This window comes from Gilliamella sp. wkB18, assembly GCF_001690875.1.
Taxonomy (GTDB): Bacteria; Pseudomonadota; Gammaproteobacteria; order Enterobacterales; family Orbaceae; genus Gilliamella; species Gilliamella apicola_A.
Genome location: NZ_LZHM01000027.1, coordinates 12,992 through 34,794 on the forward strand (window position 1 = coordinate 12,992; position 21,803 = coordinate 34,794).

25 protein-coding genes and 1 riboswitch are annotated in these 21,803 nt (G+C 35.1%); of the genes, 17 read left to right on the forward strand and 8 right to left on the reverse strand.

From position 1 onward, the window contains the following. Positions 1-79 precede the first annotated feature (79 nt). Genes A9G48_RS01715 through A9G48_RS01735 form a run of 5 tightly spaced genes read left to right on the forward strand, consistent with a single transcriptional unit; the run spans position 80 to position 4,070 of the window. Complete coding sequence (locus tag A9G48_RS01715) at positions 80-1,867, forward strand: hypothetical protein (protein ID WP_065575715.1); 1,788 nt, start codon at positions 80-82, stop codon at positions 1,865-1,867. Continuing rightward, positions 1,867-2,580 (forward strand): phage baseplate protein, encoded by a 714-nt coding sequence (locus tag A9G48_RS01720; protein ID WP_065575716.1) that lies wholly within the window; start codon positions 1,867-1,869, stop codon positions 2,578-2,580. Before A9G48_RS01715 ends, A9G48_RS01720 begins: the two co-directional genes overlap by 1 nt. 1 nt (position 2,581) lies before the next feature. Beyond that, the gene (locus A9G48_RS01725; protein WP_065569049.1) at positions 2,582-2,923 is read left to right on the forward strand and encodes a phage baseplate plug family protein; all 342 of its coding nucleotides are present in this window, start codon (positions 2,582-2,584) and stop codon (positions 2,921-2,923) included. Continuing rightward, a complete protein-coding gene (locus A9G48_RS01730; protein ID WP_065569050.1) occupies positions 2,892-3,716 on the forward strand; it encodes a phage protein in 825 nt (274 codons plus the stop codon). The genes A9G48_RS01725 and A9G48_RS01730 overlap by 32 nt, the downstream gene beginning before the upstream one ends. A 39-nt stretch (positions 3,717-3,755) precedes the next feature. Next, positions 3,756-4,070, forward strand: coding sequence for an SHOCT domain-containing protein (locus A9G48_RS01735; protein ID WP_065575717.1), 315 nt, complete (start codon positions 3,756-3,758; stop codon positions 4,068-4,070). Positions 4,071-4,339: 269 nt separating this feature from the next. Here the strand turns inward: A9G48_RS01735 and A9G48_RS01740 are convergent, their stop codons facing one another. Together A9G48_RS01740 and A9G48_RS01745 are read right to left on the reverse strand one after the other, a co-directional pair. Continuing rightward, positions 4,340-4,786, reverse strand: a complete 447-nt coding sequence (locus A9G48_RS01740) for a type II toxin-antitoxin system HicB family antitoxin (RefSeq protein WP_065575718.1) — start codon at positions 4,784-4,786, stop codon at positions 4,340-4,342. Positions 4,787-4,808: 22 nt separating this feature from the next. Continuing rightward, positions 4,809-4,991 carry a type II toxin-antitoxin system HicA family toxin gene (locus tag A9G48_RS01745; RefSeq protein WP_065563028.1) on the reverse strand — a complete coding sequence of 61 codons (183 nt, stop codon included), beginning with the start codon at positions 4,989-4,991 and terminating at the stop codon, positions 4,809-4,811. Positions 4,992-5,069: 78 nt separating this feature from the next. Between A9G48_RS01745 and A9G48_RS01750 the strand changes: the two genes are divergently transcribed. Genes A9G48_RS01750 through A9G48_RS01775 form a run of 6 tightly spaced genes read left to right on the forward strand, consistent with a single transcriptional unit; the run spans position 5,070 to position 9,129 of the window. Then, the gene (locus A9G48_RS01750) at positions 5,070-5,849 is read left to right on the forward strand and encodes a Gp138 family membrane-puncturing spike protein (protein WP_065569053.1); all 780 of its coding nucleotides are present in this window, start codon (positions 5,070-5,072) and stop codon (positions 5,847-5,849) included. Next, positions 5,843-6,208: a hypothetical protein gene (locus tag A9G48_RS01755; RefSeq protein WP_065575719.1), complete on the forward strand. Its 366-nt coding sequence runs from the start codon at positions 5,843-5,845 to the stop codon at positions 6,206-6,208. Before A9G48_RS01750 ends, A9G48_RS01755 begins: the two co-directional genes overlap by 7 nt. Continuing rightward, entirely contained in the window at positions 6,189-7,310 is a 1,122-nt protein-coding gene (locus A9G48_RS01760) for a baseplate J/gp47 family protein (protein WP_065575720.1), read from the forward strand. The genes A9G48_RS01755 and A9G48_RS01760 overlap by 20 nt, the downstream gene beginning before the upstream one ends. Continuing rightward, positions 7,303-7,950 carry a DUF2612 domain-containing protein gene (locus tag A9G48_RS01765; protein ID WP_065569056.1) on the forward strand — a complete coding sequence of 216 codons (648 nt, stop codon included), beginning with the start codon at positions 7,303-7,305 and terminating at the stop codon, positions 7,948-7,950. Before A9G48_RS01760 ends, A9G48_RS01765 begins: the two co-directional genes overlap by 8 nt. Before the next feature lie 4 nt (positions 7,951-7,954). Further along, positions 7,955-8,713, forward strand: coding sequence for a gp53-like domain-containing protein (locus A9G48_RS01770; RefSeq protein ID WP_065569057.1), 759 nt, complete (start codon positions 7,955-7,957; stop codon positions 8,711-8,713). 14 nt (positions 8,714-8,727) lie between these two features. Further along, complete coding sequence (locus A9G48_RS01775; protein ID WP_065575721.1) at positions 8,728-9,129, forward strand: tail fiber assembly protein; 402 nt, start codon at positions 8,728-8,730, stop codon at positions 9,127-9,129. 197 nt (positions 9,130-9,326) lie between these two features. On the opposite strand, the gene A9G48_RS01780 is transcribed toward A9G48_RS01775, so the two are convergent. The 6 genes from A9G48_RS01780 to ydiK all read right to left on the reverse strand — a co-directional run bounded on the left by A9G48_RS01780 (position 9,327) and on the right by ydiK (position 14,850). After that, a complete protein-coding gene (locus tag A9G48_RS01780; RefSeq protein WP_065575722.1) occupies positions 9,327-10,418 on the reverse strand; it encodes a hypothetical protein in 1,092 nt (363 codons plus the stop codon). A gap of 91 nt (positions 10,419-10,509) precedes the next feature. Then, entirely contained in the window at positions 10,510-10,707 is a 198-nt protein-coding gene (locus A9G48_RS01785; RefSeq protein ID WP_065575723.1) for a hypothetical protein, read from the reverse strand. Positions 10,708-10,778: 71 nt separating this feature from the next. Further along, positions 10,779-10,988, reverse strand: a complete 210-nt coding sequence (locus A9G48_RS01790) for a hypothetical protein (RefSeq protein ID WP_065569061.1) — start codon at positions 10,986-10,988, stop codon at positions 10,779-10,781. A gap of 79 nt (positions 10,989-11,067) precedes the next feature. Further along, positions 11,068-11,634 carry a hypothetical protein gene (locus tag A9G48_RS01795; protein WP_065575724.1) on the reverse strand — a complete coding sequence of 189 codons (567 nt, stop codon included), beginning with the start codon at positions 11,632-11,634 and terminating at the stop codon, positions 11,068-11,070. A 649-nt stretch (positions 11,635-12,283) separates the two neighbouring features. After that, positions 12,284-13,639, reverse strand: a complete 1,356-nt coding sequence (gene pssA, locus A9G48_RS01800; protein ID WP_034945130.1) for a CDP-diacylglycerol--serine O-phosphatidyltransferase — start codon at positions 13,637-13,639, stop codon at positions 12,284-12,286. Positions 13,640-13,797: 158 nt separating this feature from the next. Further along, positions 13,798-14,850, reverse strand: a complete 1,053-nt coding sequence (gene ydiK, locus A9G48_RS01805; RefSeq protein WP_034945133.1) for an AI-2E family transporter YdiK — start codon at positions 14,848-14,850, stop codon at positions 13,798-13,800. A 105-nt stretch (positions 14,851-14,955) separates the two neighbouring features. Between ydiK and eco the strand changes: the two genes are divergently transcribed. From eco to ribB, 6 genes are all read left to right on the forward strand, one after another. Next, positions 14,956-15,444, forward strand: coding sequence for a serine protease inhibitor ecotin (gene eco / locus A9G48_RS01810; RefSeq protein ID WP_065575726.1), 489 nt, complete (start codon positions 14,956-14,958; stop codon positions 15,442-15,444). A gap of 327 nt (positions 15,445-15,771) precedes the next feature. Next, positions 15,772-16,881 (forward strand): extracellular solute-binding protein, encoded by a 1,110-nt coding sequence (locus tag A9G48_RS01815; RefSeq protein WP_034945136.1) that lies wholly within the window; start codon positions 15,772-15,774, stop codon positions 16,879-16,881. 100 nt (positions 16,882-16,981) lie between these two features. Next, positions 16,982-18,118, forward strand: a complete 1,137-nt coding sequence (potG, locus tag A9G48_RS01820) for a putrescine ABC transporter ATP-binding subunit PotG (RefSeq protein WP_218055674.1) — start codon at positions 16,982-16,984, stop codon at positions 18,116-18,118. 279 nt (positions 18,119-18,397) lie between these two features. Then, entirely contained in the window at positions 18,398-19,309 is a 912-nt protein-coding gene (locus tag A9G48_RS01825; RefSeq protein ID WP_065575727.1) for an ABC transporter permease subunit, read from the forward strand. Continuing rightward, positions 19,310-20,311 (forward strand): ABC transporter permease subunit, encoded by a 1,002-nt coding sequence (locus A9G48_RS01830; RefSeq protein WP_202807432.1) that lies wholly within the window; start codon positions 19,310-19,312, stop codon positions 20,309-20,311. It abuts the gene before it with no gap. Positions 20,312-20,418: 107 nt separating this feature from the next. After that, a riboswitch (FMN riboswitch) is annotated at positions 20,419-20,595 on the forward strand. 171 nt (positions 20,596-20,766) lie between these two features. Then, positions 20,767-21,411: a 3,4-dihydroxy-2-butanone-4-phosphate synthase gene (gene ribB / locus A9G48_RS01835; protein ID WP_034945139.1), complete on the forward strand. Its 645-nt coding sequence runs from the start codon at positions 20,767-20,769 to the stop codon at positions 21,409-21,411. Positions 21,412-21,803: the final 392 nt, after the last annotated feature.

A 21,803-nucleotide genomic window follows, 5' to 3' on the forward strand; every position in this document is an offset into this window, starting at 1 on the left:
TCTCGATGATGTTATCGATATGCATAATGTAATAGCTGAAACTAAATTAGCAGAAAAACAACAGCAGAGCGAGGCGTAAATGGTTTTAGAAGAATTTTTATTGAAAATTGGAGTTGACGCCTCAAAAGCTGGCGAAATTGCCGCAATTATCGCATTGCTACAGTCTGGAGCTGATAGATTATCAGATACCGCTAATGAGATGCAGAGTGATATAAATAGGATGATTCAGCAAACTCAGCAGTCAACAGAGGAGGCGGGTAAATCTGCTGATGAGGCAAAATCAAAATTGAGCAAGCTAAAGCTTGTGATTATCGGATTGACAGCAGCGTCTGCGCTCTATGGTAAACGGGTATTGAGGGCGTTTAATAACGCAATCGATAAAGCCCGTGAGTTAGCAACTCAAAAGGGGGCGCTGTTCAAAATCTCACAGAGAGAGCTCATTCAAGTAGAGCATTATAAACGTGAAATGAACAGAACAGGGCTAGCTCTCGATAGTGTAAAAACTAAAATTGCATTAAATCTTGCGCCTGCGCTGACCAGATTAATTGCTGGGTTCAGAAATTGGTTAACAGTTAATAAAGAATTGATTGCTGACGGCATTACAAAAGTTATTAAAGCAGTCGGGATGGCAATTCAGGTGGTTGTTAACTTTGTTAAATTTATTGACAAAATCATATCAGGGACAATTGGATGGAAAAACGCACTAATTGCGCTTGGTATCGTTTGGGCTGTGCTCAATCGAGCATTTTTATTTAGCCCTCTCGGTATAATTCTTGGGCTTCTGACCGCTTTAATGTTGCTGATTGATGACCTAATGGTCTACATGAACGGCGGTAAAAGCCTGTTCGGTGAGTACTGGCAACCATTTATTGACGGAGCAAAAGGGGCTTGGGAATTTGCAAAAACATTCTGGAAATTTCTCAAAGCCCTGTGGACGGGCGATACTAAAAAAATAAAATCGTTATCTAAAAGCTTGTTTGATTCGATAGTAAGCGGCTTTAAATCGCTAATAGCAGGTATCAGGTCGTTACTGTCAAAATCGTTTAAAAACATACTAATGTTTTTCGGTATGTCTGAACGTGCAGCAAGTGAAACGGTAGATAGAATTGGTAAGATTTTTAACTTTATTATTGATGCGCTAACGCTACCGTTTCGAATGTCATATAAAGTAATCTGCCAAATAATGGATTGGCTGGGTGCTGATACTGGAGACTCTGTCAATGCTATCAGAGAAACGTTTTGGGCTATTTTTGAGTTTTGGACTGCTCCGTTCAAAGCTGCTTGGAAATTCATTAATGACCTTTTTGACATCTGGGAAGATGACACTACCACTACTACAGACAAGATAGGCGAAACATTTTGGGCTATTTTCGATTTTGTTATATCTCCGTTTAAAGCCGCTTGGAATTTTGTAAAAAGCCTGTTTAAAGCGTGGGTCGGAGATGTCGGAGATACTACCAAGAAATTTGCTGAAACGTTTTTAAAAGTGCATGAGTCAATTACTGCGCCATTCAAAAACGCGATGGATTGGATAAGAGATAAATTTTATGGATTTATCGATTCAGTTAAAAGCAAAGTCAAAGGAGCTTTATCGTGGATTGGATTAGGTGGTGACGATGATAAGATAGAAGTCACAGCTAAGCGATTAACTAATACCAACATTCAAGCGCAGCTCAGCACAGATGGAGCTAAAGCAGGAAGTTTTATGCCAGCAAACAAAAACATAAATAATAACAATGCGGTAACTATCAATAACACAATGAACGTTACAACACCACAGGATGGATTCGATAGTTTAAATAGCCTGTCTAATAACGCTGTGCGTAATTTAGCCGATAATACACAAACGGCGCTAGGATATAACTAATGTTTAAATCTATATTAAATAAATTATCAAATAATTTGGGGTTAATTATCAGTGATAATTTCACATTTGGTCTGGATATCAACACTGTTGAGCAGCACGCATCAAAATTACGAGTAACAGAAAACCCGATCGAAAACGGGGCTAATATTGCGGATCATGCGGTATTAGACCCTAAAGAGGTTACTGTTTATGGGCTGGTTGTTGGGTATGAACCGCGAATTAGCGCGATTGAGAGTATAACTGGCTATAGTTTTGAGAAATACCCGCTACCCATGAGAGTTAATCCAATTACGGATCAGGCTGAAAAAATCATTCAACGTTATTATGCGTTACGCAACCATGGAGTAAAAAAAACAGTCAATCAAATTGTGGCCGATTTTCTACCTGATTATCAGTCTCCGTTATTAAATAGTTTATCATCAGATCGTATAGCAGATGCTCATGAAAAGCTGTTAGCAATACAGCGTAGCGGTGAACCTGTAACGCTACAAACAAATACACGGCAGTATAAAAAAATGGTGCTAACATCTGTTGGACTCACTCAAAAAAATAGAATGAGTGGCGAGTTTTTATTAACGTTTCGTGAAATTTTCATAGTTGAAACGAAAATTGCTAGCGGTATGAGCGTACCAAACTCAGAAACGCGGAATTTAGGAAAAACCCAGCCGCAGGAAAAACAGGGTTCTATACTAGATAATATTGTTAGAGGTTAAAATGCATGTTATACAAACAACAGCGGATAATGTATTGATTCAATCATTTTCATTATACGATATGAACCTGCGATTAACATTAAGATATAACGCAATATCAAATGGCTATCAATTTGATTTATTTGATATTGATAAAAATGAATATATTACGAAAAATAAGGGGCTATCTGTTGACAGCCCATCGTTAATTGAATTTAATTTGCCGTTTGTATTGGTTTTAGATGATAGGTCAGGGCTTGGAATTAATGCTGTATCTAAAATTGATCTTAATAATCGTATGCAATTACTAACAATGACTAAGGGAGAATATCGTGAGACAATTCGGCAGGTTGTTAGAGCTTAAAATTGGCAACCGCAACGAGAGTATTGTAATTAATAATCTCAGGGTTTCGTTTTCTATAAAAAAAACGCTAACATCAGAGCCAAATACCGCTGAAATATCAATATATAATCTCAATGATTCTAATAGAAACCTCATCACTAGCAAACAATATCATTTTTTAGAGTTATCAGTATGCTATAAAGAGGATGTTTTGAGGTTAATATTTTGTGGTGATATTTTGACGGTGGAAAATAAACTAACAGGACAGGACATTATCACAACAATGCGTTGTGGTGATGGACACCGAGCTTATACAGAAAAAACTATTATTAAAACGATGCAGAGCGGGCAAACGGACAGTGATTTCCTAAACGAGGTGGTTAGTAGTTTTGGAGTACAAAAGGGCGCCATTAATTTGCCAAATGATAGAGCGTTGCCTCGCGGTAAAATTTTTATGTGCGACACGCGTGAGGCGATGCATAAAATAGCTATAAACAATAATGCTGATTGGTCTATACAGGATGATCAGCTGGTTGTTATCCCTAAAGATAAAGCCCTCGCTAATAGTGAGGGTTGGGTAATTTCTAGAAACACAGGAATGATTGGAATCCCGAAAAAAACTAACGACGGGCTAGAAATTACAACGCTATGCAATCCCCATTATAGGATCGGTTCGCTTGTTCGTGTTGAATCAAAGATCGCCGAGTATAACGGCGATTATAAATTAAGCTCGATTGAGCATAACGGCGATTTATGCAACACAAACTGGCATAGCAAATTGGTTTGTACCGGTGGTAAATTTCAAAAAATTTGATATAATGCCGATTTTTTAAGCCCAAGGAATTTAACGGCGATGAAATATTGTACTTTGTGTCAAAGAAATGTAATACCAAAAAGAAAAATTGGAACGGGAACGCTTATTGGTATTATTTTTACAGGCTTTATTTGGGTTTTATTTATCCCTTTTTACAAAAAAAGATGCCCACTATGCCACGGAGATAGACTAGTTAAACCTGAGAAGGTTTTGCAAAATTCAAATAATCATCAAGCAATTCAGAATCCGAATATATCCGTTTCTGATGAATTGAAAAAATTAAATGATCTAAAAGAAAGCGGCGTTTTATCGCAGGAGGAGTTTGAAAAACAAAAAATAAAATTACTGAATTAATGATTAGATGCCGGTTTTCGAACCCCTGACGCCCAACAAATAATAGTTGACTCTGTTTGTATCTTAGTATATCTTCAAATTACCTACCCAGCATGGGTGGATACGTTCCCTGTATACACAGGGATAAACCGAGGTGATAAGGTTCAATTCTTGTCCATTAACCGCGTTCCCTGTATACACAGGGATAAACCGTAGACAAATTGTAATACCTCAAATAAGAGTTCCCTGTATACACAGGGTGTAACCCCCCTCTTTCGAGGGGGTTTTATTTAACGGGCTTTATTTTGCGTCGCCAATTCATTAATGGCTGCCGCTGCCAAAAAATTACTCCGATCCCTATAAACCGAGTTCGGCGCTTTAACTGCGTTATCTATTCTATCGATCAGAATATCTGGCAATGTGATATTAATTCTTTTTTGTTTACCAACAAATGATGATAAATCAACGTCAATAATTACCCATGTATCGCAATGAGAATATTCGTCGTTATTTTTATATGAAACATGATCGTTGTGAATATCGTTAACATCATAATCACCTGATTCAATCATATCCTGAACAGTTAACAAAATAGCCTCAGTTGCCATTGCTGGGATGTCGTGTTCTTTGTCGGCGGCAGAATAACAACTATATTTTTCATTGCATAACGCAGGCACGACAATGCCGTAAGCGGTATCGCTATCGTTCGGGGTTTCAATGCCAAGAGTAAAAAACATAATACCTCCAAAAGTTGGCGGGCTATAAAAGCCCCGCCGATTTTTTGATTGATCTTACTGTGCCAATCGGTAAATCTGATTTTGGATGAGGAACTGGAAACGTTTTATTAGTTATCGGTGAGTAAAACATATGATGACTACCTCTAACTCGTTTCAGAACACATCCTGCGTTAGTAAGTTCTTTTATCAGGTCAGTTGATTTCATGTTTACCTCCTAACCTGAAAATAATTATACACACATATACACATATGTCAACGATTTTATTAATTAGGTACATTCATTATGACAGATTCACTATTTGCAGCAGTTGAAAATCAAATTAAGCGCGCTCAATCGAATATATACACTGCGCTACCGGCTCAGGTCATTTCATTTGATGGGCACACAGTTAGTTGTCAGGTGATGATTAATCGAGTTATAGCAAACGGGCAGGAAATAAAAATCCCCCCGTTGGTAGATGTCCCCGCACAATTTCCGCATGCTGGTGGTTTTTGTATTACTGTGCCGATAAAAGAGGGTGATGAGGGGTTGGTGGTTTTTTCTAGTCGTTGCATAGACGGCTGGTTTGCATCGGGTAACGCATCAAAACCGTTAGATAACCGAATTAACGATCTCAGCGATGGTTTTTTTATAGTTGGCTGTAATAGCGCACCTAATAAAATACCTGATTTTTATCATGACGGCGCATCTATGCAAACTGACGACGGTTCAACTCATATCCGACTAACGAACGGTACAATTTATATCAAGGGGCATATTGAACACACCGGTAATTATCAACAACTAGGAAATTACACTCAAACTGGTAACTATCATCAGGATGGAAATTACACTCACACCGGTAATTATCAACAATTAGGGGATTACATTCAAACCGGTAACAAAATCCAGATTGGTTATTATAATTTATCTGGTAATTTTGGACAAACCGACGGTGAATCAAATAGCACTGGCGTTCTACGAGTTAAAAATGTGATAACTAATATTGGCGTTAATCTAAACGAACATGTTCATACTGGGGTTATGAGTGGAGATGAAACAACAGGAGAACCAAAATGCTAGTTAGAGAGTTAGATCATAATCATGACTGGACGTTTGGACACGGGTTGGGTAACTATTTAGATAGCTCTGAGGCGATAGCTCAATGTGTAAAAACTAAATTATTAGCATTAAAAAGAGATTGGTTTTTAAATCGCGAGGACGGTATCGCATGGTTTGATTATCTAACTAAAAACCCGAACACAAAACAGCTAGAAATTGATGTAAAATCGGAAATTTTCAAGGTAGACGGTGTGGTCCATATTGATAGTTTCGATATTTTGTTAGATAGCGATACTCGACAATTTCTAATACAGATTAGTTATACAGATAAATTTAACAAAACTAACGAGGCATCATTCAATGTTACAGATAACAGATAAAGGCGTCGAAATTGATGACTTATACACTATTCAAAATCGATTAGTTAGCGCGTTCAAATCGATTTATGGTGAAAATGTCAACCTTGATAGCGATACGCCAGACGGCCAATTATTGGGTTTATTCTCGCAAGAGCTAGCAAACATTCATCAGGCGGTTTCGTTTATCGTTCAGATGTTAGATCCGTATCAGGCAACGGGGCACTGGTTAGAACAGCGAGCTATGTATGCAGGAATAACACGAATTACAGCCTCGTATTCGTATATTGATGAGGTGATTTTTACTGGATCACCAAAAACGACAATACCAAATAATTCAATTTATGTTGACAAGAACAAAAACAAATGGGTAACAACTGAATCAATAACATTAAATGACCTGGGTAGCGCACGCGTTAAATTCAGATCGTTAGAACTGGGTAATTACAATGTTAACGCACTTGATGAGTTTACACCAAGCACAATTATTATTGGTGTTGATAAAGTCACAGCAAATACAAACAGTTATGGCGGCGTTGATGAGGAAACTGATGCGCAACTATTGAGGCGATTCATGTTGTCACACTCAATTAATAATTACGATGACCGCCGAGGCATTCAATCTGCATTAATGAATATAACTGGCGTGACAAAGTGTAAGGTGTACGAAAATTACACTAATGAGATTGATGAAACGGGTGTTCCTGCTCACTCATTTAATGCCGTTATTTTGGGTGGTGCTGATGAAAAAATAGCGGAAGTGATCACCAAGAAGAAAATTGGCGGATGTGGGCTATTCGGGGAAATTGAAACGTCTTATCTGTTAGATGATATACCAAGAAAAGTTTACTTTGACAGACCGAAAAAAATTGATGTCAATGTCTCAATGGTAATTAGTCGTTATGAGTCATTTAACGATATCAATATTGAGCAAATCAAAACCAATTTAAAACATTTAGAATTTGAAATTGGTGAGAATGTTTACGCGTCGCGTATTATTTCAAGCATTAATTTAGTTGACGGGTTTTATATTAAATCACTCACGGTTAATAGTTCAAATATTGCCAATATCGGTTATCGAGAATATGCACAGATAAATAATGTTGAGGTGCTGATTGATGAATAGGGAGAATTTTATCATCTGGCAGTATCGAACCAAACCTAATGCGCTGGGAACGATTAGAGCTATCTACAGAGAAACAGATAACACATTTAAAAATGTTATTCAATTGGCGGACATTCTCAATATTGACCGTGCAACTGGCTATGCATTGGATTTGGTTGGCAGGCATGTTGGTGTATCGCGAATTTTACCAACAGCAATAGCTAAAAAATATTTTGGATGGCTCAGGGATAGGTCAGCGTTGCCGTTCGGTATTGGTGAGTTTTATCGATATGGTGACGCATTACACGCATCAGTCGTTTTAAATGACAATGACTATCGTTTTTTTATTAAATCCAAAATCACTAAAAATTATCAAACTGGAGAAATATCAAATATTGTTAAATCAATTAAATTCATGATCGGCGAGCGCGGAAATATCATTGATGCGCAAAACATGACTATGAATGTGCTAGTAGATAGCGATCAACTCAATTCATTAACACTATACGCAATTAGTAAAATGGATATTTTAGTGCGACCGATCGGCGTGATGTATCGCTATTTGGTTCTAGCTAATAGCGAACCGTTCGGGTTTGCACACGATAAACATTCACAGGGATTTAATTTAGGTAAATTTGCACGAATTCAAAAAATAGGATAACTTTATGAAAATTCAGAAAAAACCAGATTATTTAATTTTTGCTGATTCAGCAAAAACGGGGGAGATCAGCGATTTTCCTGATGTAAATAGAGGGTGGGGGATAACTATTGAGCAAACAGCATCAAAACCGCCAATGGAATGGATGAATGGAGCATTTAATCGCATTGATAAAAATATGCTGTATCTATTACAGCAGGGCGTACCTGAATGGAGTGAAACCGTAAAATACCCAGTTAATGCAATGATTAAATATAACGGCATTCTGTACACTGCAATAGCTGAAAACGATAACGCCAAACCATCAACTAGTGCAACCAAATGGACAACTCTCATTAATGGAAAATATCTGCCAGCCAATAAACTCAACGATATTCAATATGAGGTGACCGTTGAAACTTATTTTAAACAACGCCCAAAATTTGATAATTCTGGCATGGTGGTATTAAATGATTTCGAGTCTAGACACTCAACAAATGGTTATCAAAAATTGCCATCTGGACTAATAATTCAGTGGTGTAGCTCAATAACAAATTCAACTGGCTCATTAACGCTGACATTGCCAATTGCGTTTCCTAATAATCTGTTTAATGTTGTTGTCGCAGAGGCAAACGGCGATGGATGGGATAACCGCACTGCGTACTCATATGGTTATGTACTAGGAAAATCCTCACGCTCAACAATTAAAATTTTATCCCGCGTTATAAATCCCGGCAGCGTTATTGGCGCAGCTGGCAGATTTTCATTGATAGCAATTGGCAACTAATAACTGGAGACCATATGACAATTTATTATAATGCGGCGGCAAACGCATTCTACGATTCAGAAATCAATATAATTCCTAAAAATTCAATAAAAATCAGTAGAGAACTACATGCAAAATTATTGCAACAACAAACAGACGGGATGGAAATAAAATCAGACGAAAACGGACGCCCAGTAGCTATTGAGTATGTTTTAACTCCAAATGAAATTATTGAGGTGAATAAATCAAAAAAAACAGTATTAATCAATGAGGCGAATGAAAAAATAGAGGTTTTACAGGATATCATCGATTTGGATATGCAGGAATCAAACGAGGAGGAAATGCTAAAACAGTGGAAAAAATACCGCATTTTATTAACTCGTGTTGATGCGTCTGATGTTAATACTAAATTTCCCAAAAAACCAAAAAACAGTTGACATATAAATAATAAATAATATAATTTCAATGTTTCTCCCATAGAATGGGATAAAAAATTGCTATTTATTCGTTAGTACACCGTTCCCTATATTAATAGGGATAAACCGATAGTAAATAAATGCTATTGAATAATATGTTATCAGTTCCCCACATCCGTGGGGATTTTTATATCTACCTGCTGAGGATTAGCAGACTGTTAATCCTGGTATCGAGATACTACCCGATTTAGAGCAACAGCCAATGATTTTTGTTTTTCACTGCGTAGAGCTGTAATATCTGACGGCACGAATCGTTTCATGATTTTAATTGCCGATTCATTAATGCTATTATTTTTTAAATAAATCTCAAACAACATAGCAATTTCGTATTGCAAATCATCATCATGATGGACGCTAAATGTTTTTATTTGTTGAGATAAAAAATAGATATCACCACTCAAATTTACATCAGAATAACAAAAACAATGCTCCTCTGTGCTAAGAAGTTTTGCTTTGTTATATAAAATAGAAAATGCATTAATTTCATCATTAACTGTAGGGTTAATATTTTCTGGCAACACTATACTGCCATCATTTATTTTACTCACTAACTGAATGTTGGCTAGTCGATTTCGATAAAAAAACGGCTCCCCATTTTTGTTTTTAGCTACTAGCGGTAAATTGTCCATTCTGATTGTTTGGGGTGCAGGCTCCCGTAAAAAATGGGTGTAGCAATTTGTTTTTTCACCGCATAATGAACACTCATCGAAAACAGTATTGATAAATTTAATTTTGTATGGGTTTGAAAATATCTCATTAAATGAATATTTTTTTTCAATTTTGTTATTTTTTATTATTTCCCGAATCGTTTCCCCATTTTTAAACATTAATAATTTATTGCAATATGAACTAGTTGAATAACCTACTCCGCAGGGTCCCCCAAATAGGGCGGTTACGAATAGGGACTGTGTCGCACACGCCTCACATAAACAGTTAATCATGCCACGTTTGATAAAAAAATCGGTATTTCTCTTTTTCGTATTCTCTCGTGGCTGGTTATAGACTAGCTGGTCAATCGTGACTTCTTTCGGTGATATGAATTCATCAATAGGTGTTTGAAAAAAATTAATAAAATCATTTTCATTAATATTTTTTAAGTAATTTTTCAACAACATAAGTACAACTATTGCATTTTGATAACCCGTGACAGTTCCAAAAATTTTATACACTGGTATGTCGAGCACCTCGTCAATATTGGTTTTTGATGCACCGTTTAAACAGATCCAATCATCCGTTAGTAAATTTAACATTATAGTTTCCCGTTAAAAAGCCGAACTAGCACTCACTACATAGCCACAGTAATGAGCATGGTTATTATAATAATAAGCCCGCCCGGGCTTATTAAACATTATAGTTTTGGAAAGTTTTTTCCATAAACTCCTCACTCTCTGGGTCAACATCGATGGCGCAAGTTCGTACAACATCGAACCCCGCTTCGATCGCCTCTTTTTCAACAAAATTAAAAAAAGCTTTAGCCTCATCATCGTCCATGTTAAATCTTCCTGCTGGGTCATATGTGTTAATAGTGATAGTTGTCATTTTTATTTCCTCTGTTTTGTTAGTTGATGATGTTATTATATGTAGAGCGCTCTACAAAGTCAACCGTTTTTTTATCTTTTTTTGTTTTTATCTGAATGAAATTTTTTTAATAGTAATAAACCTGCAAAAATAGCTGCTTTTTTTGAGCCGTACAGTTCACCCATTTCAATTAATAGCGCATTTTCATTATCAGAAATATATGCACCAGGCATTCTCGGTTGTCCCACTCGTTTTTGCATCTGTTTTTTTATTGCTCGTTTTCGCGATTCAGTCTGTGCCATTTTACCTCCGTACAGTTTAATGTCGTTATTCTGTAAAGCCCCAGCTTTGGGCTTTACCTTGTGACTGCTTTAGCTGTGATTAGCTCTCCAATTCCGCAATTCTGGCGGTGATCCGCTGTAGCTCGGCTTTTAGTTTCGCTAGCTCAATAGATTTATCATCTGTTACATTTCGAATGATTTTGTATTCTATAGCGTCACATTCATCTAAAAATTTAACAGCCCCATTGTACAGGTCTAGAATTCTAAAAACAGCTCCCTCCTCAATTTCAGTTGTCCAATATTTAGTTGAGCCGCCTGAGTTCGCTGATTTTTTTGTGAATGTAATTTTCTCCCCATTTCTGGCGCCTCCGTCCCGTGCCTTGGCTTGAGCGATAATTCGTCCCGCTAAATAAATCGGACCTAACTCTGATTTCATTGTTTTTTTAACGGTAACTTCCACATCAACGCATGATTGATTGTAACCGTCTGTTCCAAAAATGCGTAATAATTCAGTAGTTACAATATCGGTAATTTTGCTGTCAAAGATCCATGATTTTTCATCAAAATCAAATCTCCCGCCAATTTGTTTTGCTGCCTCAGTGAATTCAGGGTTGTATTGAGTTTTTACATGAATAGTGTTTTTAATGGTTTTGATTGATACAAACATATTTACCTCTCTATTGAATAACTAAAAATTATCTAATTTGTATTGCGATTAGTTGATGATGTCATTGTATGTAGAGCGCCCTACAAAGTCAACCATTTTTTTATCTTTCCGTGCTATTTTGATGTGAAATAGTGATGAAAAAATCAATGTTATGATGTATAATTAGCGCGTCTAAGTTCTAATCTAAGCTCTTGATTATTTCACGATATAGAGGGTTTTGTTTTATAAAATACACTAAAAACTTTAATGGGTATTTTTGACGGTATTTAAAAGAAAATAATATTAAGTATTTATATTATTCAATATGTTAATTATCGTTTTAGATTCCTGCTGGGGTCAAAATTTATTGTATTTATCTGATGTCTTACCTTTGAATAATCTTTTGAGTACAGTTCCTAAATAATATTTCTTTCTAAAAAGAAAGTATTATTGCAGCTATAGTGTAAATTAAATTACTTATTGTTTAGTTTGTCGTTATTCATAAGTTTTTATAACTTACGAAAACCAAGAGTGGTTGGTATTAGTAAATCATTTTTATTAATTAATTTTTTTAATAAACTTCCATTATAAAAATAATGAAAGTTTATTCTTAATAGGGAATTGTAAAATATTATATTTGTTGGTAATCAAATTTATATTTAGATTGATTTTATAGTAACCGTTTGATAATTCTGTCTATTTTAACTCGGCTTAACCGTTTTATTAATTTATGTACATGATTAGGATAAAATTGACTGGCTTGAATTTGTTGAAAATGGTTAACTAAAATTGTCTTTTCCCGAATAGTATTGAGCTCTTTAATGAACTGATCCTTTAATTCCTGTTTAGGATCGTGGACTAAAATTCCATTTTCCAGATCTAAACGCCATGCACGAGGATTAAGGTTATTGCCGGTAATTAAAACCCATTGATTATCTACCCAAATGCCTTTAAGATGATAAGTTTGATCTGCATCTTTCCATAATCGTATAATAAGTTGTTCTTTATCAATAAATGTCTGTAAACGCTCAATAAAATTTCTTAAATTGATTTCGTACAAATAAGGTAATCCACCAGAAATATTAAAAGGTTTTTCTTCGGGAATGTAAAAGTCATTTGCTACTTTATCCCCTACAATGATTTCAACTTGACGTCCTTTTCGGAGTAGTCGAATAATATCACGCACCAAAATGTTAGGTAAATTGAAATAAGGAGTACAAAAAATCACTTTTTGTTGCGTAGAATTAATCAAATGGCGAATAATTTTATTGAGTGAGTTATTTCGTCCAAGCCCCGAAATAGGTGAGACTGAAAGTGTTTGATTATTTACCTCATTAGTGTATTGATAACTAATATTCGTAAGATGCTGGCGTAAAGCTCTAATTTCAGGCTTAATCTGTTTCCGTGATTTGTGTTTTTCCACATCCAATCGTTGGATTGCTTCAAACGGTAAAAAATTGCTATTAATATATTCTACCATACTATTGGCAAGTACTTTATTGGTAATTAAATGATAGCGATCGTATCGATATTTATTAAATTTATGTAAGTATACATTGTTGATGCTTGCACCACTATAGATCACTGTGTCATCAATAATAAACCCTTTAAGATGAAGCACACCAAGAACCTCACGGCGATTTACTGGCACGCCAAAAATTGGAATGTCAATATTTGGGTTTTCTTTTTTTAATTGATAATAATATCTAGCATTGGTCTTAGTTTTTTCTTCGCCAATTCGTCCTCGTTGTGCTCTGTGCCAATCAACGAACACTTTAATATCTAAATTCGGGCGTTGTTTTTTAATTTGATAGAGTGCGGCAAGTATTTCACTTCCTGCTTCGTCTTGTTCTAAATATAATGCAACGATATAAATACGGTATTGCGCATTATTGATCGCATCAAGCAATGCAAGATGATAAGCTTTAGGATCAAATAAAATGCGATATTTATCGGCATCCTGTGAAATTTTTGGTAGCTCATCAAGCTGTTTTTGGTGATTATACTTTATAAATGGTATTTGCATAATTCTTATATCATTATGACTGGTTTAATTTGTAGAATAACATAAATTACACCAGAAAAATAATTCTCCTTTTAATATCAATGTAGAGATATATCTATTGTTGTCAACGAATTAAATTTTATAGTAATTGTTAAAAACTTTAGTTGATGATAATTTTTTTAAGATTGCTCATCAACCCATGTTTGAATTATTTTATAAGTTAATGCCAATACAACAGGTCCTATAAATAACCCCATAATACCAAAGCCAAGCAGACCGCCAATCACCCCAAATAAGATTAATAAAAATGGCAGATCAGCTCCTTTTTTAATTAAATAAGCACGCATTACACTATCTAATGTAGTTAAGATAATGGCAACTATAATTAGTATTATGCCTGAGATTGTATGTCCATTCCAAAATTGCCAGATGATACAGCCAAGCATAACTACTACAGGGCCAATTTGGGCTACACAACAAATAAATAATATTAAAGTTAGTATTCCAGCTATCGGTATTTTTGTTAGAACGAAACTTAATCCACCAATTAAAGCCAAAGTTATAGCAGTCACTACGACGCCTAATGCTACTGCCCTAATTGATTGTCCCGCTAAAGTAATAGTGATTTCGCCATATTGCTTAGATAGGCGGTTAGCAAATAAATAAACATACTTTGCTATATTCTCGCCTTTTAAAAAAAGCAAAAGACTAAATATAATCATTACTCCTGCATGAAAGATAAAAATACCAATATTTGTGGCTTGTTCAATGAGCCATTTTATCATTGTTCCAATATAAGGTTGTGCTTTGGTAATGAGATCTGAACCATCAGTCTTAATGAGATCTAACCATTTTTGATGTAACTCACTTCCAAATGTCGGTACATTTTCCAACCAATCAAAAGTCGGCAGCTCTTGGTGGGAAAGTGTCCTTACCCATTCGATAAGATAGTGCCCATTTTTAGCAACGCTGCTAATAATCAAAAGAAAAGGTATTACACAAACAATGGCTAAAATTAATGCCATTACTAATAGCGACAACCATCGTTTATTGAAAAGTTTTTGTTGAATCTTTATCATTAATGGCCAAGTAGTAATTACGACCATTACAGCCCAGAAAAAACCAAATAAAAAGGCTTCAACAATGCGGTAAGTGATTATAATAAATAATCCTATTAATAAGAGATTTAAGATTAATTTCAATAAATCGTATGTTTTTTTTTCGGTTGACATTTTTTTTCCATAATATTTAATCTATACAGTGCTATTATACGCATTGTAGTTATAAAATCATATGGGACTATATTAATGAAATATAATATTATTGGGAGTAATAAAATGAAAAAATTAGCGTTAATTATGTTTATGGGGATAGCTTTATCAGCCTGCTCAAACACTTCTAAATTACCACAAACAGTGCAAAGTATTAATGATGTTGCACCTTATCCAGAAGCTTCAACAGGTTATACGCGTTATGCTATTCATCTGCCAAAGTTAACAGATGAAAATAGTGCTAAAGTTGAAGTTTTAGTCGGTAAAGAAATGAATGTTGATTGTAATTTTTCGCATTTAGCAACAACCTTAAAGCAGGAGGAGTTAAAAGGTTGGGGGTATAATTATTATGTTGTTGATAAAGTCTATGGTGAAATTTCGACCTTAATGACTTGCCCAGTATCAACGAATAAAAATCAATTTGTTACTGCTAATCTTAGTTGGTTAGATTACAATAGCCGTCTACCTATTGTGCTTTATGTGCCAAATGATTTGCAAGTTAAATATCGTATTTGGCAGCCAAATGCAAAAATTTTGCAAGCTAATGCCGAATAAAATATGAAAATTTATTGTTAATAGACTACTAAATAAGAGTTGAGAGACTAAAATATAGTCAATCAACTCTAAATTTTAAGATTTTTTATATTTTATGTAGACATCTTTGAAAAAGAAGGTATTTTATCCCACGTAATGCAAGGTTAATTCTAATTATTTTTGATTTAATTAATAACTAGTAATTGCTTGCTTACCTAGGTTTCACCATACTATATTTTTTCATAAACTATATTGATATTGGTAAAATTTGGGGGGGTTCATTGTGTCTTTTCAATGGGCTTGTGTTTGACATGTAATATCCCTATAACAATAGGAGAAGTGGTGAGCATGTTTACTCAACGTAAAACAATTCTTTCAATTCTTGCTGGTGTTTCATTAGCATTATCTCAATCAGCTATAGCTAAAGATCGTGTTGTACATTTTTACAATTGGGCAGGTCAAATCGGTTCTAATACTATTTCTGATTTCGAAAAATCAACAGGCATCAAACTTGTTTATGATGTGTATGATTCAAACGAAATCCTTGAAGGTAAATTGATGGCGGGCCATTCTGGGTTTGATGTGGTTTCACCTTCTGATAGTTTTTTAGCCAAACAAATTAAATCAGATGTTTATTTACCGTTAGATAAAAGCAAGTTACCAAATTGGAAAAATCTTGATCCAAATTTAATGAAGTTAATGGCAACGCATGATCCTGATAATAAGTATGCTATCCCTTATGTATGGATGACAACAGGTATCGGTTATAACATTGATAAAGTTAAAGAACGTTTGGGCGAAGACGCACCAGTTGATAGTTGGGATTTAGTCTTTAAACCAGAAAATATGGAAAAATTAAAAGATTGTGGTGTGGCATTTTTAGATGCGCCAACTGAAATCTTTGCAAGTGCACTTCGATATTTAGGTAAAAATCCAAACAGTACTGATGTTAAAGATTATACTGGTGCTGCTTATGAGTTGTTAGAAAAAGTGAGACCAAATATTCGTTATTTCCATTCTTCACAATATATTACTGATTTAGCAAATGGTGATATTTGTGTCATTTTAGGTTGGTCTGGCGATATTTTACAGTCACGAGATAGAGCTAACGAAGCAAAAAATGGTGTGCATATTGGTTATCAAATTCCAAAAGAGGGCGCATTAGTCTTCTTTGATACCTTTGCTATTCCAAAAGATTCAGAAAATCCTGATGAAGCGCATGAGTTTTTAAATTTTGTCATGAAACCTGAAATTGCCGCACAAGTCACCAACGATGTGAATTTTGCTAGTGCCAATAAAGAAGCAAATGACAAATTTGTAAAACCAGAGGTGAAAAACGATCCTGCTGTTTATCCAAAACCAGAAGTGATGGAAAAACTATTCACTTTGCAGGTTAAAGATCCTAAACTTGAACGCGTAATTACTCGTACATGGACTAAACTTAAAACTGGTAAATAGTCGATATTTTGTATATCGAATTTAGATAATAATTCTAGACGGATAGGTTATTTAGCCTTTCCGTCTCGTTTTTTTGGCTTGTTGTTATGAGGGAAATAGAGTGAACAATAAAACAACAAATCAGGTGCAGCCTAAAAAAAAGATGGTAACTCCACTGTTGGAGATCAAAAATTTAACTAAAGTTTTTAATGATGATTATTATGCTGTTGATGATGTCAACTTGACTATCTACGCTGGTGAAATTTTTGCTTTATTAGGTGCGTCAGGTAGTGGTAAATCTACATTGTTACGAATGCTTGCTGGCTTTGAACAGCCTACATCAGGGCAAATTATTCTTGATGGTAAGGATTTATCACAAGTTCCGCCTTATGATCGTCCAATTAATATGATGTTTCAATCGTACGCTTTATTTCCTCACATGACGGTTGAGCAGAATATTGCCTTTGGTTTAGAACAAGATGAATTAGATGAGGATGAAATAAAACAACGTGTTGATGAAATGTTAGCCCTTGTGCATATGGAGCAATTTGGTAAACGTAAACCGCATCAATTATCTGGTGGGCAAAGACAACGTGTGGCACTAGCTCGTAGTTTGGCTAAACGTCCAAAATTGTTATTACTTGATGAACCTATGGGGGCACTTGATAAACAGCTTCGAGATCGAATGCAACTTGAAGTGGTTAGCATTTTAGAGCAAGTGGGCGCAACGTGTGTGATGGTAACTCATGATCAAGAAGAGGCCATGACCATGGCAGGGCGTATTGCCATTATGAATAAAGGCCAATTTGTACAAATCGGTGAGCCTGAAGAGATTTATGAACACCCAAATTGCCGTTATAGTGCTGAGTTTATTGGTTCGGTAAATGTTTTTGATGGTATTTTGCAAGAAACGCAAGAAGATGGTTTGATCATTAGCTGCCCTATGATTAAGCGTCCATTAAAAGTCGATTATGATTCGCCAGCGGTTGAAGGTGTGCCAATACAAGTTGCACTACGCCCTGAAAAAATTAAATTATGCGACGAAATTCCAGAAGACGGCTACAATCTGGCAACTGGTGAAGTGGTCGAAATTGCTTATCTTGGGGATCTATCTATTTATCATGTTAAATTACCAAGCGGGCAAATTATCATCGCTCAGCTACAAAATGAACATCGTTATCGTAAAGGCATGCCAACTTGGGGTGACATAGTTAACTTAAGTTGGGAAGTTGATAGTTGTGTTGTGCTTACTGAATAAACAAAAAAGGATATCATAATGCGATCCATTGTATTAGGATTGTTGTTAAATGCATTTGTGTTGCTCAATGTTTATTGGCGTTTTGTAACAACAGGTGCCTTTGACAATTTATTTTTAGATGCGCTATTTACCGCAATGACATTGAGCTTTTTATTGTCATGCTTGGGGTTATATTTAGCAAATTATAAACCTTCTAAGTTTGCTTATCGGCTGATTATTGCTGGTAGTATATTGTTTGTTCCTGCTGGGCTTGTGGCAATTTATTTTGCCTATAAAAAAATGCAGCAACAACGTTCAGATACTGACTTGATGACACTTTATGGGCGTTTAATTGTTATTGCCATTCCTTATTTATGGATGTTATTGTTATTTTTATTACCATTTTTAATTGTCTTTAGAATTAGTTTTTCTGAAAAAATCTTTGCCATTCCTCCTTATACTGATTTATTTAGTTATGATGATGGGTTACTAAATATTGCTTTGAACTTTGGTTATTATATTAACTTAGTTAATGACAATATTTATTTTGATTCTTATTTAGAATCATTAAAAATTGCGGCTATTTCAACCATATTATGTATTTTAATTGGTTATCCATTAGCATGGGCAATTTCAAAATGTAAACAATCGACACGTAATATTCTGTTATTATTAATTATTTTACCATCTTGGACATCATTTTTAATTAAAGTTTATGCGTGGATCGGTATTTTAAATCAAGAAGGTTTGTTAAATCGCTTTTTAATGTGGTTAGGGGTTATTGATCAGCCACTTGTGATTATAAAAACCTATTTGGCTGTTTATATTGGTATTGTGTATTCTTATTTACCGTTTGTGGTATTACCGATTTATACTTCATTAAGTAAAGTCGATTCGACATTAATTGAAGCCGCATTAGACTTAGGTTGTAAGCCAATTAAAACCTTTTTTAAGATTATTGTACCACTCACCAAAAATGGCATTATTGCTGGCGGTATGCTAGTGTTTATTCCAGCTGTTGGTGAATATGTGATACCTGAATTGTTAGGGCCTTCTCGAAGTATTATGATTGGTACGCAAATTTGGACTATATTCTCTCGAGATACTGATTGGCCAGCAGCAGCTGCAGTTGCGACAGTTATGTTGTTGATTTTGATAGTGCCAATTTACTATTTCAATAAATTTCAAAGCCGGCAAATGGAGGGTAAATAGATGAATGATTTACCTGTTATTTTGCGATCTTCTGTGATTGTATTTATCTCATTTTTATTAGGCTCGTTATTACTATCTGTACTGATTAGTTCGGCTGGGTTAGATTTACTTACCAATGCAAGCTTATATGTCAACAGTTTAATGTTTAGCCTGATTGTGACAGTGGTTGTGACATTAGCACTCATTTTCCGATGCCTTAAAGGGCTTATTTTATTGGTGGCATTTTCGTTTTTATATATCCCAATGATTATTCTAATTGTTTATTCATTTAATAGTTCTCGCTTAGTTACAGTATGGGCTGAATTTTCAACTAAATGGTACTTTGTGCTAATGCATAATGAAGAATTATTTAAAGCTGTAGGTTTGAGTTTAGCAATTGCCGCGTGTGCTGCGACTTTTGCAACAGTATTAGGTACTCTTGCCTCTTATGCTATTGTTCGCTTCAAACAATTTAAAGGCGCAAATCTGTTTTCATTTATGACAACAGCCCCACTGGTTATGCCTGATATTATTACGGGCTTGGCATTATTGCTTTTATTTGTCGGTATGGGGCAGATTCTTGGGTGGCCAAAAGATCGTGGTGCAATTACTATTTGGATGGCACATACTACATTCTGTATGGCTTATGTGACCGTAGTTATTAGTGCAAGGCTCCGCGAACTTGACAAATCAATTGAGGAAGCTGCTTTAGATTTAGGTGCTAATCCATTAAAAGTGTTTTTTATTATTACATTGCCTATGATTGCGCCAGCATTAGTTTCTGGTTGGTTATTAGCTTTTACTTTATCACTTGATGATGTAGTGATTGCTAATTTTGTAACGGGGCCTGGAGCAATGACATTACCGAAATTAATCTTCTCTAAAGTAAAATTAGGGGTCGATCCGCAAGTTAATGCGCTTGCAACAATTATTTTATTGATCGTTGGAATTATTGGGTTTATTTCATGGTTATGGATGCGTAAAACGGAACGACGTAAAATAAATGAAACTGGTATGCATTAACAAGTTGCACTTTCTATTTTTGCCGCACTTTGCGGCAATATTTCGTTTAAAAATCCCCGTGTTTTTTTTATCATTTTGTATTATAGTGTGATTTGCCAATTTTTTGGCAAAATTCTCAGGGCGGGGTGTAAATCCCCACCGGTGGTATAGCCCACGAGCGCTTAATTTGTCTTGTTAACAATGATGATTTATTTATTGTTCGGTTAGTTTTGATAGGTTAAGGTCAAGCAGATTTGGTGAAATTCCAAAGCCGACAGTTAAAGTCTGGATAAAAGAGAGTTGCTTATCTTTCCAATATTTGCTGAAAGGCAAAGCCATGCTGGTCAAGCACTGCCCTGATTCTGGTATTTTATTTATTTGTACTTAATTAATTTAATAGCTAAATAGTATCACTGCTAAACGGTTAATTAAGTAAATAATGAAATGGGCAAGTTAAAAAAATATAGGTATTTACCATGAATCAGTTTAATTTAAATGAATTTGGAACGCCGATTGAGCGTGTCAAAAAAGCGATTGCCTCTATTAAAGCAGGTCAAGGTGTGCTCGTGTTAGACGACGAAGATCGCGAAAACGAAGGTGACATTATTTGGGCTGCTGAGTCAATTACCCCCGAACAAATGGCTATCACTATTCGTTATGGTAGTGGCATTGTTTGCTTATGTTTGCTACCAAAACATTGCAAACAATTAGATTTGCCTATGATGGTTGCCAATAATACGAGTAAAAATAATACAGCATTTACCATTTCCATTGAAGCTGCTGAAGGAGTAACGACCGGGGTATCGGCCACAGACCGTGTAACAACAATTAAAGCGGCTATAGCTGATAGTGCTAAGCCAAGTGATTTAAATCACCCTGGACATGTGTTTCCATTAGTCGCTAAAGAAGGGGGGGTATTGGTTCGGCGTGGTCATACTGAGGCATCGATTGATTTGGTCACATTAGCCGACTTAAAACCTGCTGCCGTATTGTGTGAGTTAACTAATGATGATGGAACAATGGCAAGGGCACCAGAAGTCGTTCAATTTGCTAAAAGATATCATATGCCAGTAGTGACTATTGAAGATATTGTTGAATATCGGAAATTACAACTAAAATAGTAATTTTAGTCATATTTTGCAGATAATGGGTGAAATATGGCTAAATTAATTAACTTATTTAACATAATTGAGTTTATAAATTTAGCTAAAATTTCAATTAGCTATTATTCTATTAGCAAATACAATGAAATCACATACTAACAAATATGAAAGTCAAATGGCAGGAACTAGCCTAATCAATATATGGCAAAGCGGTTAAGTTAATACGTGATATATTGAATAATAAAGATTTTAATCTTGTCATTTATACTTCTCCATTATAGAATTGTTCAAGTAGTGGATAAATAAAAATAATACAGTGTAAAGATATTTTAGATAGTATTGGTGTCTTAATATAAAAAGAGCTGTCTTTTCTACACATAAACATTTAGATCTTACGGTGGCAAATAATT

Bases quoted from the DNA above. Each gene is read 5' to 3' on its own strand.
- A9G48_RS01715 (WP_065575715.1), top strand. From the start codon at position 80: ATGGTTTTAGAAGAATTTTTATTGAAAATTGGAGTTGACGCCTCAAAA.
- A9G48_RS01720 (WP_065575716.1), top strand. From the start codon at position 1,867: ATGTTTAAATCTATATTAAATAAATTATCAAATAATTTGGGGTTAATT.
- A9G48_RS01725 (WP_065569049.1), top strand. From the start codon at position 2,582: ATGCATGTTATACAAACAACAGCGGATAATGTATTGATTCAATCATTT.
- A9G48_RS01735 (WP_065575717.1), top strand. From the start codon at position 3,756: ATGAAATATTGTACTTTGTGTCAAAGAAATGTAATACCAAAAAGAAAA.
- A9G48_RS01740 (WP_065575718.1), bottom strand. From the start codon at position 4,786: ATGTTTTTTACTCTTGGCATTGAAACCCCGAACGATAGCGATACCGCT.
- A9G48_RS01745 (WP_065563028.1), bottom strand. From the start codon at position 4,991: ATGAAATCAACTGACCTGATAAAAGAACTTACTAACGCAGGATGTGTT.
- A9G48_RS01750 (WP_065569053.1), top strand. From the start codon at position 5,070: ATGACAGATTCACTATTTGCAGCAGTTGAAAATCAAATTAAGCGCGCT.
- A9G48_RS01755 (WP_065575719.1), top strand. From the start codon at position 5,843: ATGCTAGTTAGAGAGTTAGATCATAATCATGACTGGACGTTTGGACAC.
- A9G48_RS01760 (WP_065575720.1), top strand. From the start codon at position 6,189: ATGTTACAGATAACAGATAAAGGCGTCGAAATTGATGACTTATACACT.
- A9G48_RS01765 (WP_065569056.1), top strand. From the start codon at position 7,303: ATGAATAGGGAGAATTTTATCATCTGGCAGTATCGAACCAAACCTAAT.
- A9G48_RS01770 (WP_065569057.1), top strand. From the start codon at position 7,955: ATGAAAATTCAGAAAAAACCAGATTATTTAATTTTTGCTGATTCAGCA.
- A9G48_RS01775 (WP_065575721.1), top strand. From the start codon at position 8,728: ATGACAATTTATTATAATGCGGCGGCAAACGCATTCTACGATTCAGAA.
- A9G48_RS01780 (WP_065575722.1), bottom strand. From the start codon at position 10,418: ATGTTAAATTTACTAACGGATGATTGGATCTGTTTAAACGGTGCATCA.
- A9G48_RS01785 (WP_065575723.1), bottom strand. From the start codon at position 10,707: ATGACAACTATCACTATTAACACATATGACCCAGCAGGAAGATTTAAC.
- A9G48_RS01790 (WP_065569061.1), bottom strand. From the start codon at position 10,988: ATGGCACAGACTGAATCGCGAAAACGAGCAATAAAAAAACAGATGCAA.
- A9G48_RS01795 (WP_065575724.1), bottom strand. From the start codon at position 11,634: ATGTTTGTATCAATCAAAACCATTAAAAACACTATTCATGTAAAAACT.
- pssA (WP_034945130.1), bottom strand. From the start codon at position 13,639: ATGCAAATACCATTTATAAAGTATAATCACCAAAAACAGCTTGATGAG.
- ydiK (WP_034945133.1), bottom strand. From the start codon at position 14,850: ATGTCAACCGAAAAAAAAACATACGATTTATTGAAATTAATCTTAAAT.
- eco (WP_065575726.1), top strand. From the start codon at position 14,956: ATGAAAAAATTAGCGTTAATTATGTTTATGGGGATAGCTTTATCAGCC.
- A9G48_RS01815 (WP_034945136.1), top strand. From the start codon at position 15,772: ATGTTTACTCAACGTAAAACAATTCTTTCAATTCTTGCTGGTGTTTCA.
- A9G48_RS01825 (WP_065575727.1), top strand. From the start codon at position 18,398: ATGCAGCAACAACGTTCAGATACTGACTTGATGACACTTTATGGGCGT.
- A9G48_RS01830 (WP_202807432.1), top strand. From the start codon at position 19,310: ATGAATGATTTACCTGTTATTTTGCGATCTTCTGTGATTGTATTTATC.
- ribB (WP_034945139.1), top strand. From the start codon at position 20,767: ATGAATCAGTTTAATTTAAATGAATTTGGAACGCCGATTGAGCGTGTC.